This window comes from uncultured Slackia sp., from assembly GCF_959608125.1.
Taxonomy (GTDB): Bacteria; Actinomycetota; Coriobacteriia; order Coriobacteriales; family Eggerthellaceae; genus Slackia.
In genome coordinates this window covers 1-11,702 of the sequence record NZ_CAUHPG010000036.1, presented here as the reverse complement: position 1 = coordinate 11,702, position 11,702 = coordinate 1, and the positions used below count along the sequence as shown (strand labels likewise).

Annotated in this window: 7 protein-coding genes and 1 pseudogene; 3 read left to right on the top strand and 5 right to left on the bottom strand. The window is 61.3% G+C overall.

Annotated features, from left to right (window positions below; translation table 11 throughout):
* The first annotated feature begins 330 nt into the window (after positions 1–330).
* Together Q6E04_RS08910 and Q6E04_RS08905 are read left to right on the top strand one after the other, a co-directional pair.
* A complete protein-coding gene (locus Q6E04_RS08910) occupies positions 331–1,545 on the top strand; it encodes an SLC13 family permease (protein WP_368656414.1) in 1,215 nt (404 codons plus the stop codon).
* A 188-nt stretch (positions 1,546–1,733) separates the two neighbouring features.
* Entirely contained in the window at positions 1,734–2,189 is a 456-nt protein-coding gene (locus Q6E04_RS08905; protein WP_303250423.1) for a hypothetical protein, read from the top strand.
* Between the two features lie 126 nt (positions 2,190–2,315).
* Here the strand turns inward: Q6E04_RS08905 and Q6E04_RS08900 are convergent, their stop codons facing one another.
* The 3 genes from Q6E04_RS08900 to Q6E04_RS08890 all read right to left on the bottom strand — a co-directional run bounded on the left by Q6E04_RS08900 (position 2,316) and on the right by Q6E04_RS08890 (position 6,334).
* The gene (locus tag Q6E04_RS08900) at positions 2,316–2,612 is read right to left on the bottom strand and encodes a hypothetical protein (RefSeq protein WP_303250422.1); all 297 of its coding nucleotides are present in this window, start codon (positions 2,610–2,612) and stop codon (positions 2,316–2,318) included.
* 148 nt (positions 2,613–2,760) lie between these two features.
* The gene (locus tag Q6E04_RS08895; protein ID WP_303250421.1) at positions 2,761–4,848 is read right to left on the bottom strand and encodes a glutamine synthetase III; all 2,088 of its coding nucleotides are present in this window, start codon (positions 4,846–4,848) and stop codon (positions 2,761–2,763) included.
* Between the two features lie 271 nt (positions 4,849–5,119).
* A complete protein-coding gene (locus tag Q6E04_RS08890; protein WP_303250420.1) occupies positions 5,120–6,334 on the bottom strand; it encodes an amidohydrolase in 1,215 nt (404 codons plus the stop codon).
* Between the two features lie 198 nt (positions 6,335–6,532).
* On the opposite strand from Q6E04_RS08890, the gene Q6E04_RS08885 reads away from it, so the two are divergent.
* On the top strand, positions 6,533–6,721 hold the full coding sequence (locus tag Q6E04_RS08885) for a hypothetical protein (RefSeq protein WP_303250419.1): 189 nt from the start codon (positions 6,533–6,535) through the stop codon (positions 6,719–6,721).
* 8 nt (positions 6,722–6,729) lie between these two features.
* Here Q6E04_RS08885 and Q6E04_RS08880 read toward each other — a convergent pair whose 3' ends face one another.
* The gene (locus Q6E04_RS08880) at positions 6,730–11,100 is read right to left on the bottom strand and encodes a DNA-directed RNA polymerase subunit beta' (RefSeq protein WP_303250418.1); all 4,371 of its coding nucleotides are present in this window, start codon (positions 11,098–11,100) and stop codon (positions 6,730–6,732) included.
* Positions 11,101–11,702: pseudogene (locus Q6E04_RS08875) on the bottom strand (DNA-directed RNA polymerase subunit beta); the annotation flags it as partial.

The window sequence follows — 11,702 nt, the reverse complement described above, 5'->3', positions numbered from 1 at the left end:
CCGCCTCGTCTCCGAGGGGGTGCCGCGTCGAGCGGCGAGGATGTATATTACGCGCCTGCCCTATAGAAGTCAACGACTTTTTTTGAAAAAATTCTGAGATCATTCGATTAACGGTTGCATTTTCTCGCCGAAATATACCGTTTTGCCATGTCGTCACCAATTCTTTCTTTTTCACGTTTGGTATCTTTTTAGTCTCCTTTCGCTCATATATAGAGGCGCGTCCACAACTCCAATCATCCATTCAGAAGCATATGCAACTGAAAAGACGCAAATGAGGCCCCTTCCAAATGGCTCGCACGTCTCTTCCGAAGCCGGCATCTATATATAGATATGAACGGAATGAAAACGCGGGCCCGCGCACGGCGCAGAAGGGTCGAAGGCGCGAACACGGTATATACTTTGCGCATGTTGGATTCCCTTTTTAAAAAATCGGTCGCATTCGTGCGCTCCGAACCCATGCCAGGCGTCGCATTTCTCTGCGCCGCCGTTTCGTGTTTCTTCGTTCCCGCAGGACACGACTTCTTCGCAACGATCGACCTACGCGTGCTCGCGCTTCTCTTCTGCCTCATGACCGCTGTCGACGGACTCAGGAGCGCGGGATTATTCTCCCGATGCGCGCGCGTGCTTATCGAAAAAACGAACGGGCTTCGCGCGCTTTCCTTCGTGCTTGTAGCCCTGCCCTTCTTCGCATCGATGCTCGTTACGAACGACGTCGCGCTGCTCGCGTTCGTTCCGTTCGCCGTCGTATCGCTTTCCGCGGCAAAGGCGACGCGCCATCTGCCTCGCGTGATCGTGCTGCAGGCGATCGCCGCGAATATAGGCGGCATGGTCACGCCGATGGGCAACCCTCAGAACCTGTTTCTCTACACGGCGTTCGGCATTCCCCTGCCCGACTTTCTTGCAACGCTGCTTCCCTTCGCGGCAGCGACGCTTCTCGCCCTCGGTCTTGCGTGCTTCGGCCTCAAGGGCGAGATAGCTCCCTTGAAAACGTCGCTCGGCGACCAGCCTCTGAAGAAGGGGCGGGCGGCAGCGTACGGCGCGTTTTTCCTGCTGTGCCTTGCCGCCGTCGTGCGCATCATTCCCTATCAGGCTCTTTTCGTGCTTACGATTATCGGGCTGCTCGCCTTCGACCGCACGGCGCTTCGGCGTATCGACTACGGGCTCCTTGCCACATTCGTCTGCTTCTTCGTGTTCTCGGGGAATATCGCATCCATCCCTCCGATAGCGCACGCTCTGGCCTCGATGATGGAAACGGCGCCGTTTCTTGCCAGCGCGGCGATAAGCCAGGTCATCAGCAACGTTCCCGCTGCCGTGCTGCTCGCTCCGTTCGCCGTCGACTGGCAGCCGCTGCTGCTAGGCGTCGATTTGGGCGGGCTCGGCACGCCGATCGCATCGCTCGCAAGCCTGATTGCCCTGCGCCTGTATCTGCACACGCCCGACGCCGATTTCGCGCGCGTCATGAAAGAGTTCGTCGCCGCCAATGCTATCGGGCTGGCCGGCCTCGTGCTTCTATATTGCGCGCTGCACGGCGTAACCGCCCTGTAAATCGGCCCGATACGGCCGGCCGAAAACGGCATGAAGGGATTGTGCCTGAAAGCGATTCAAGGTATGCGGAACTGTCGTGACCACGGAAACGACTCGGCAACATGCGCTGAAGTGCCGCTACCATGCGCATAACGCATCTAAGCCGAAGTCGCCGGCATGGCGACCGGCGCGACGTGACAGGAGGACCCATGAAGATAGTCGCTCGCGTATTCGGAGCCCTCGTTTTAGTAGGCGTCATCGCTATCGGCGGGTTGGCTCTATTCGGACAGCAGGCGGAGCATGCCGTCTCGTCTTTGAAATCGAACGCATTGAACAGCATCATCGACGCAACGGGCATCAAAGACACCGTGCAAAACGAACTCGACGCCCACCTTAACGAAATCGCGTCCGCAACGGGCCTTTCGCTTTCCGAGGCGCAAGAAGCCGTCGATGCACTCGATGTAAGTTCGTGGGCCGTCGCCGACCTTCCTGCCGACGCTTCGGCCACAGCGACGTATTCGGCGGCCGCCGCCGGAGTCGATGCCGAAGTGACGCTGTACGACGACCCGGGATACGTGACCGTAGAGACTTACGGCCAGACCCTTACCTTCGCCGTTCCCGAGTCGGCGCAAGATTACGCATCTTTGATCGCTGCGCTTTCGTAAGCGAAACGCCCGATCCTGTATCGAAACCAGGCGGAACTTCCGTATCCGCGCAAACGAACGCCCGCCGAGCACGTCGACTCTCGGCGGGCGTTTTGCATTTTCGGATGCCGCAAATCGGTCGAAAAGCTACCGCCTCTTCCAAAAACCGGCAAACGAGCCGAACGCGACTCCCATGCAAAGTCCGAGCGCGATGCCGAGAGCAAGCTTATCAATAGCAATGCCCCACGCCACGCCGACGCAAAGCCCAACCCCGATGCTTACGGCCAACACTGAATCTTCGTCTTCGCTTCGTTTCCTCTTGGCCGAAGCAGGCGAAGGAGGCCTTTCGTCCGTCGCCTCATGAGGGCGGTCGACGCCGAGCTGCTCTGGATCGGATTCGGAACAACCCGGCTCTTGCCTCTTCGCATCGTCTACAGCGGCCATCTTCAACACTCTCCTTGCAATCGCAAACGAATCGAACGGAATCGCAGAGTTTCCGCGCAGCGCAATCGGCCGCCCCGAAAACCCGGCTTCGGCAATCTGCGCAGTCTTCGCCGGCGTTCGAGCGAAAACTGCGCAGGCCTCATGGCGCCTACACGTAGAACAACAGGTCGTCGTAGGTGGGAACGGGCCAGTACTCGCGAGCGACGATGGGCTCCATCGCATCGACGGCGGCACGCAGGCCGTCCATAGCGGGAGCGACCTCATGAGCATAGCAATTCGCCTGATCCTGGGCGCATTCGCACGACTTCGCCTTGGCATGAAGCTCGGCGAGCTTGTCGATTCCCTCGTAAATGGCATTCACGCCATCGAGCAGCGTAGCGAGCTCGCGACGCTCGTGCTGCATGCCGGCGGCCGGCATGGCGTCGGTCACCGTGGTGATGCCCTTGGCGATCTTCGTGGCATAAGCGCTGATCACGGGCAGATACGTGCGACGCGCCATGCGCTCCATCGTGGTGGCCTCGATGTTCATGAGCTTGTTGTACTTCTCGAGCTTCACCTCGTAGCGGCTGCGCACCTCGGTTTCGGAGAGCACGCCCATCTCGGAAAGCAGGTCGATGTTCTTCTGCGCGACGAACGAAGGCAGCGAATCGGCGGTCGTGGTGAAATCGCACAGACCGCGACGACGAGCCTCTTCGTGCCATTCCTCGGAATAGCCATCGCCCGAGAACAGGATGCGCTTGTGCTCGGAAAGGCTCTTGCGGATATAGGAAAGTGCCGCAACTTCGAACGCTTCGTCGCGCGCCTCCATGGCGTCGGCGAAATCCTTGAGCGCCTTGGCAACGGCCGTATCGAGCATGGTGTTGGCGTCAGCCACGTTCACCGACGATCCGGGCATACGGAACTCGAACTTGTTGCCCGTGAAGGCGAAGGGGCTCGTGCGGTTACGATCGGTGGTATCGCGGTCGAACGTAGGAAGCACGGCCACGCCGAAGTCGAGCGACTCACGCGCGGCATGACCCGCTTCATGGCCTGCGGCAAGAGCGTCGATAATGTCGGAAAGCTCATCTCCCAGGAAGATGGAGATGATGGCAGGCGGAGCCTCGTGGCCGCCCAAGCGATGGTCGTTACCGCAGGATGCGACACTCATGCGAAGCAGGTCCTGATAATCGTCGACCGCAGCGATAACGCAGGTCAGAAACACGAGGAACTGCAGGTTCTCTTCGGGGGTATCGCCAGGATCGAGCAGGTTCTCGTCCTCGGAGCCGATCGACCAGTTGTTATGCTTGCCCGAGCCGTTGATGCCCTCGAAGGGCTTTTCGTGCTGCAGGCACACCAGGCCGTGGTGGCTGGCCAGCAGCTTCATCATTTCCATGGTGAGCAGGTTCTCGTCGATGGCGCGGTTGGCATTGCAAAACACCGGGGCCAGCTCATGCTGGGCGGGAGCCACCTCGTTGTGCTTCGTCTTTGCAGCCACGGCGAAGCCCCACAGCACGTCGTCGAGCTCTTTCATGAAATCGTTCACGGTGGGGCGGATGGCGCCGAAGTAATGCTCGTCGAGCTCCTGGCCCTTGCACGGCGGCGCGCCGAACAACGTGCGACCGCACATCATAAGATCCTGACGACGGGCATAGTCCTTCTCGGAAATGAGGAAGTACTCCTGCTCGGTGCCCACGTTCACCGTGACCTTCGCGGGATGCTTGCCGAACAGCGCCAGAACGCGCTTGCACTGCTCGTCGATGGCGGCCATCGAGCGCAGCAACGGGGTCTTCTTATCGAGCGCTTCGCCCGTATAGGAGCAGAACGCGGTAGGAATGCAAAGCACTTCGTCTTTGACGAAGGCGTAGCTCGTGGGATCCCATGCGGAATAGCCGCGCGCTTCGAACGTGGCGCGCAGGCCGCCGTTCGGGAAGCTGGAAGCGTCGGGCTCACCCTGGATAAGCTCTTTGCCTGAGAACTTCGTGATGGCCGTGCCGTTGCCCATCGGGTCGAGGAAGGCGTCGTGCTTTTCGGACGTGATGCCCGTCAGCGGCTGGAACCAGTGCGCGAAATGCGTGGCGCCATGTTCGATAGCCCATTCCTTCATGGCATGCGCCACGGAGTTTGCCACGTCAAGATCGAGCGGCTTTCCCTCTTTGATCGTTTTCGCGAGCTTTTTATACGTGTCGGATGGCAGACGTTGCTTCATCACGTGGTCGGAAAACACCATCGTGCCGTACTTCTTCGTAAGGTCGGTCATGCTCGGCTCCTTCGGCATCATGCAACGCCATGCACCCCGCCCGGTGCCGCGACGGCACGCCGCGCGCGTTGCAAACATGGTCGTCGTGTTCTGCATTAAACCGCATTATTGTACCCGTTGGAGAGCGCTTTAGCACACGAAAGCAAGGGCAAATCGGAGCATGACGGAAAAAGCCGATTCCTTCGGCAGAACCGCGTTGAGCAGCATAACTCGACGAATAAAAACTGCCGCCGACCATACGGCCGACGGCAGTACGAGGCGAAAGCTTCCGTTATTCATCCAAGAAGTCGATTGCGTACTGCGCGGACACCATAGCGCCCTTGGCGAGCACGCTTTCGTCGACGCGGTAATAGCAGCTGTGTTGCGGATGCACGGCGCCGATATGGGGATTGCCGCAGCCGAGGAACAGAAAAACGCCAGGGACGCGTGCCAGGTATTCGGCGAAGTCTTCGCCCGCAAGCGTGCCCTCGTAGTCGCACAAGGCCTCGTCGCCGAAGAGTTTGCGCACGCTGCGCTGCGCACGATAGGCGCTTTCTTCGTCATTGCGCAGACCGGCATTGCCCGCCTCATAGGTCAGCTTTGCCGTGGCGCCGAACGCACCTGCAGAACGGTCGATCAGGTGCTTGAGGCGCTCAGGCATGGCGGCGCGGGTCTTCTCACTCCACGTACGCACCGTGCCGGTCAGGTAAGCGGAGCCGGCCATGATGTTGCGGGCCTCGCCGCCGTGCACCTCGCCGACGGTGACGACCAGCGGCTCGAACGGAGAAATATCGCGGCTGACCAGGACCTGCAACGCGACGACCAGCTCGGCCGCAACGACGACGGCATCGACGCCCTTGTGGGGCATGGAGCCGTGCGCGCTCACGCCGTCGATATCGACGCGGAACCAGTCGGTGTGAGCCATGCGCTGACCGGGAGCGGCAGAAATCTTGCCGGCTTCGATTTCGCTCCAAATATGCATGCCGAACACGCCGTCGACGCCGTCAAGGGCGCCCGCATTGATCATCATGCGCGAACCAATGGAAATTTCCTCGGCAGGCTGGAAAAGAATGCGCACCTCGCCGTGAATCCGATCGCGCATTTGCATGAGAATACGCGCGGCGCCGAGCATCATCGCGATATGGCAGTCGTGACCGCATGCGTGCATGACGCCTGTGTTTTCGGATTCGTACGGAAGATCGGTGCGCTCGACCACGGGAAGGGCGTCGATATCGGCGCGAAGCGCGATACGGCGGCGAGGCGCCCCTTCTGCATCGTAGGCGTCGTCGGCGGTTCCCGCGATCGTGGCAATGACGCCCGTCTTGGCAACGCGCTCGTACGGAATGCCCATACGCGCAAGCCGCGCGCAAATGGTTCCCGCCGTGCTCACTTCCTTGCCGGAAAGCTCGGGGTGCGCGTGGAAATAACGACGGTCGGCGATGATGGTATCCTCCGTCGCTGCCGCTATCTCTTTGATGCGCTCGGTAACCTGCTCTTCGATTGCCATGATGCATGCTCCTTCGCAGCACGAATCGTTTCGAAACAAGCAATCCGCGCTTTAACTTGTAAGATTTCAGCCCCTACCCTATCACATACGAATCGAGGGAAAATCGATTCGAAGAGAATCATGGTCGAATAGCGCATAGAAGCAGCAAAAACGCAACATAATACGCATAAATGTAGGCCTTTAAGACAGCAGGGCACGATGAGCGGCGAAATGCAGGAACACGCGGTAAAAAAACCGAAGCGCGCACCAAAACAGCAAGCGCGAGCGGCGCAGGCTTCCCATCAGCCCGCTTATGGGAAGGACCCCATCCGCTCTATCATCCAGGACAAAAAAAGCGGCGACCCCTTTCGGGATCGCCGCTTTGAAAAACCGGGTATCGGCCCTTAAGCCGAAGCTTATTCCTCGTCCTCGTTTTCGGACTCGGACTCTTCCGAGGTCTCGCCGAAGCCGAGGTCGCCCAGGCCGCCGAGCAGAGCGTCGAGCTCGCTCAGGTCACGGTGATAGCTGCGGGGAGGCAGAGCCTCGCCGAGCATCTCCTCACCTTCGGTGTTGAAGGTGGCCGGAGCGTCACCGCCGATGAGGATGGTGTCATCGGGGCTGAACACCATGTCGAGCAGCTGGCTCATGTCGTCGCTCGAAGCAGACAGGTCGTCCTCGAGCAGGTAGCCGAGCTCATGCTCGTTGAGGCCGGCCTTAAGCTCCTCGAGCGCCTTCGCGCCGATGCCCTCGATGCGCAGCAGTTCGTCCTCGGTGTAGCCGACCAGGTCGGAAACCGTCTCGATGCCCGCCTCGCTGAACTTGTTGGCCCAGCGCTGGGACACGCCCAGGTCGTCGTAGAGGTACAGGCGCGCATCCTCGTCGGAGAGCTGCTGGGCACGACCGCCGCGGAAGCTGCTGCCGCCGAAGTAGCTGGAGTAACCGTTCATGTAGTTCTCATCCAGCGACCAATCCTGCGGCTGAGGCAGCAGGTCCTCGATCTCGCGCAGCTCGGACGGAGCGTAATCGGGCAGCTGGTCCTCGATTTCGCCGCCGACGGACTGACCCTTGTAGGTCAGGCCCACCTGATGGTAACGGGAAAGACCCGTACCGGCAGGAATCGGCTTGCCGATGATGACGTTCTCCTTCAGGCCGGACAGGACGTCGGTCTTGCCTTCGATCGCAGCGTCCGTGAGGACCTTGGTGGTCTCCTGGAACGAAGCGGCCGACAGGAACGAATCGGTGGCAAGAGACGCCTTGGTGATGCCCAGCAGCAGAGGCTGGCCCACCGGCGGCTGCTTGCCTTCGGCGATGAGCTCGTCGGCGATGCGCTCGAACTCGTGGCGGTTGACCTGGCGTCCCGGCAGAAGGTCGGAATCGCCGGCGTCCATGACGACTTCCTTGCGCAGCATCTGACGTGCGATGACCTCGATGTGCTTGTCGTTGATGTCGACGCCCTGGGACACGTACACGTCCTGGACCTCGGCCACGATGTAGCGCAGCGTGGTGTTGGGGTCGGTCAGGCGCAGCAGGTCGTGCGGGTTCACGGAACCCTTGGTGAGCTGCTGGCCGGGCTTGACCTGGCAACCGTCGAAGATGCCGGGCAGAAGCTGGGCGCGGGCGGAAACCACATACTCGCGGAAGTTGCCTTCCTGGTCATGGACCGTGAGGGTCTTCGTGGTCTTGTCCGAAGCCACCTGCAGCGTGCCGCCGATTTCAGCGAGGACGGCGAGGCCCTTAGGCTTGCGCGCCTCGAAAAGCTCGGTGACACGAGGCAGACCGTGCGTAATGTCGTCGCCCGCGACGCCGCCGGCGTGGAACGTACGCATCGTCAGCTGCGTGCCAGGCTCGCCGATCGACTGAGCGGCGATGACGCCGACAGCGGTGCCGATATTGACCGGGCGGCCGGTGGCCAGGTCCCAGCCGTAGCACTTCTGGCAGACGCCGTGCTCGGCATGGCAGGTCATGACCGTACGGATGACGACCTCGTCGATGCCTGCAGCCTCGAGAGCCTTGAGGTCCTCCATCGAGGACAGGTACTCGCCCTCTTTGAAGTCGCCCGTATCGGCAACCAGGCAGCGGCCGATCAGGTTCTCGTCGAGCTCGCCCTTCTCGTTGTGCAGCGGGTAAGGCACGCCCTCGGTAGTACCGCAGTCGATTTCGCGGACGATGACGTCCTGCGCGACATCGACAAGACGACGGGTCAGGTAACCCGAGTCGGCGGTACGAAGCGCGGTGTCGGTCATGCCCTTACGGGTGCCGTGCGTGGAGATGAAGTACTCCAGAACCGACAGGCCCTCGCGGAAGTTCGACTTAACGGGGCGGTCGATCGTGCCGCCCTTCGTGTTGCCCATGAGGCCTCGCATGCCGGCGAGCTGACGAATCTGCTTGATGTTACCTCGTGCACCGGAGAACGCCATCATGTAGATGGGGTTGAACTTGTCGAAGTTATCGGCCATGGCGTCGCCGACCTTGTCGGCCGTCTCGTTCCAGATGTCGATAACCTGCTTATGACGCTCCTCGGGGCTCATGAGGCCCATCTCGTAGTCTTCGTCGATCGCGGCGACCTTGGCGTCGGCAGCAGCGAGCAGCTCTGCCTTGTTCGGCGGAACCGTCGCGTCGAAGACGGACACGGTGATGCCTGCGCGCGTGGCGTAGTGGAAGCCGGCGTCCTTCAGACCGTCCAGAATGGCGGGCATCTCGGAGAGGCTGTAGCGGTTGCAGCAGTCCTCGATCAGGCGGCCGATTTCCTTCTTGTTCATCTCGTAGTTGATGAACGGATGGTCCTCGGGCAGCACGGCGTTGAACGTGATGCGACCGACGCTGGTCTCGATGCGCTCGCCGGCCTTGTGGTCCTCGAACACGCCATAGGCCGTGGCCACCTGCATGTCGCGGTTCAGGCGGACGCTGATCCTGGCCTGCAGGTCAAGATCGGCGCGGGCGTCATAGGCGTTCAGGGCGTCGTCGAAGTCGACGAAGACGCGACCTTCGCCCGGGAAGCCGTCGCGCACAGCGGTCAGGTAGTACAGACCGATGATCATATCCTGGGTAGGAATGGTCAGCGGACGACCGTGAGCAGGGCTCTTGATGTTGTTGGAGGACAGCATAAGCACGCGGGCCTCGGCCTGAGCCTCGTTGCCCAGCGGCACATGAACTGCCATCTGGTCGCCGTCGAAGTCGGCGTTGAACGCGGTGCAGACCAGCGGGTGCAGCTTGATGGCCTTGCCCTCGACCAGCACCGGCTCGAACGCCTGGATGCCCAGACGATGCAGGGTAGGTGCGCGGTTGAGCAGCACGGGGTGATCGACGATGACCTCTTCGAGGACATCCCACACGTAGCTGGCACCGCGGTCGACGGCGCGCTTGGCTGCCTTGATGTTAGCGGCGTACTCGAGCTCGACCAGGCGCTTCATAACGAAGGGCTTGAACAGCTCCAGAGCCATCTGCTGAGGCAGGCCGCACTGATGCAGTTTCAGGTTCGGGCCGACGACGATAACCGAACGGCCGGAGTAGTCGACGCGCTTACCGAGCAGGTTCTGACGGAAGCGGCCCTGCTTGCCCTTGAGCATGTCGGAGAGCGACTTCAGCGGACGATTGCCGGGACCCGTGACGGGACGGCCGCGACGGCCGTTGTCGAACAGGGAGTCCACGGCCTCCTGCAGCATACGCTTCTCGTTGTTCACGATGATCTCGGGAGCACCGAGGTCGAGCAGGCGCTTCAGGCGGTTATTACGGTTGATGACGCGACGATACAGGTCGTTGAGGTCGGACGTAGCGAAGCGGCCGCCGTCGAGCTGCACCATGGGGCGCAGGTCGGGCGGAATGACCGGGATGACATCCAAGATCATGTCGCAGGGGCTGTTGTCGGACTTCAGGAACGCATCGACGACCTTCAGGCGCTTGATGGCCTTGGCGCGCTTCTGGCCCTTGCCGGTCTCGATGGTCTCCTTGAGCTCGTCGGCGACCTTCTCCAGGTCCATGGCCTCGAGCAGGTCGCGCACGGCCTCGGCGCCCATGCCGCCCTGGAAATAGTCGCTGTAGTTCAGGCGCATCTCGCGATACAGGGCCTCGTCGGGCACGAGCTGCTTCGGCACGATCTTCAGGAACGTGTCGAACGCCTCGGTGCGCAGAGCCTTGCGCTCGCTGAACTCCTCATAGATGTCGGCGATCTCCTCGTCGACCTCCTCGGGGCTCATGCGCTCGTCTTCGTCGATTTCGTCGATGAACTCGTCGTCCTCGGGCACGTATTCGGTGGAAAGGCGACGCGTGGCCTCGATGAGACGGTCGCGCTCGGCGTCCAGCTCTTCGAGGTCGGCGGCCAGCTCGTCGCGGAGCTCTTCCACGTCTTCCTCGCGGGCCTCTTCATCGACCCAGGTCACGATAGAGGACGCGAAGTACAGCACCTTCTCGAGCTCTTTCGGCGCGATGTCGAGCAGGTAGCCCAGACGCGACGGGGAGCCCTTGAAGTACCAGATGTGGCTCACGGGAGCGGCGAGCTCGATATGGCCCATGCGCTCACGGCGAACCTTGCTGCGGGTCACTTCGACGCCGCAGCGTTCGCAGACGATGCCCTTGAAGCGCACACGCTTGTACTTGCCGCAGGCGCACTCCCAGTCTTTGGTGGGGCCGAAGATCTTCTCGCAGAACAGGCCGTCCTTTTCGGGCTTGAGCGTACGGTAGTTGATGGTCTCGGCCTTTTTCACCTCGCCGTGAGACCAGCCGCGGATATCCTCGGCGCTGGCGAGGGAAATACGCAGGGCGTCGAAATTGTTAACGTCGAATTCGCTCATTTATCGCTCTTCTCCTTCGCCGGTTTCGGTAACGGTAGCGCTATCGGCGCCGATCAGGCTTTCAACATCGGCATTCGAGCCGCCCAGCAGGTCGTCGTCCATGAGGGAACGAAGGTCTGCGGCGATGTCCTTGAGGGCATCGCCTTCGGCGGGCTCGGACTTCTCGGCCTCGCCGTCGAGCAGCGTGCGCGCGCGGTTGGCGCTGCCCCTGGTCTCGGCGTCGGCGGCGTCGAAGTCGATGGTGTGCTGGTCCTGCGCCACCATCTCGACGTTCAGACCGAGGGACTTCATTTCCTTCATGAGAACCTTGAAGGACTCGGGGACCTCGGCGTCGTCGATGTTGTCGCCCTTGACGATGGCCTCGTACGCCTTGACGCGGCCGGCGGTGTCGTCGGACTTGACGGTCAGAATCTCCTGCAGCACGTTGGAAGCGCCGTACGCGTACAGCGCCCAAACTTCCATCTCGCCGAAGCGCTGGCCGCCGAACTGGGCCTTGCCGCCGAGGGGCTGCTGGGTGATCAGGCTGTAAGGACCGGTCGAACGGGCATGGATCTTGTCGTCGACCATGTGGCCCAGCTTAAGGATGTACGGGAAACCGACCG

Bases quoted from the DNA above. Each gene is read 5' to 3' on its own strand.
- Q6E04_RS08900 (WP_303250422.1), bottom strand. From the start codon at position 2,612: ATGGCCGCTGTAGACGATGCGAAGAGGCAAGAGCCGGGTTGTTCCGAA.
- Q6E04_RS08895 (WP_303250421.1), bottom strand. From the start codon at position 4,848: ATGACCGACCTTACGAAGAAGTACGGCACGATGGTGTTTTCCGACCAC.
- Q6E04_RS08880 (WP_303250418.1), bottom strand. From the start codon at position 11,100: ATGAGCGAATTCGACGTTAACAATTTCGACGCCCTGCGTATTTCCCTC.
- Q6E04_RS08885 (WP_303250419.1), top strand. From the start codon at position 6,533: ATGAGCGGCGAAATGCAGGAACACGCGGTAAAAAAACCGAAGCGCGCA.
- Q6E04_RS08910 (WP_368656414.1), top strand. From the start codon at position 331: ATGAACGGAATGAAAACGCGGGCCCGCGCACGGCGCAGAAGGGTCGAA.
- Q6E04_RS08905 (WP_303250423.1), top strand. From the start codon at position 1,734: ATGAAGATAGTCGCTCGCGTATTCGGAGCCCTCGTTTTAGTAGGCGTC.
- Q6E04_RS08890 (WP_303250420.1), bottom strand. From the start codon at position 6,334: ATGGCAATCGAAGAGCAGGTTACCGAGCGCATCAAAGAGATAGCGGCA.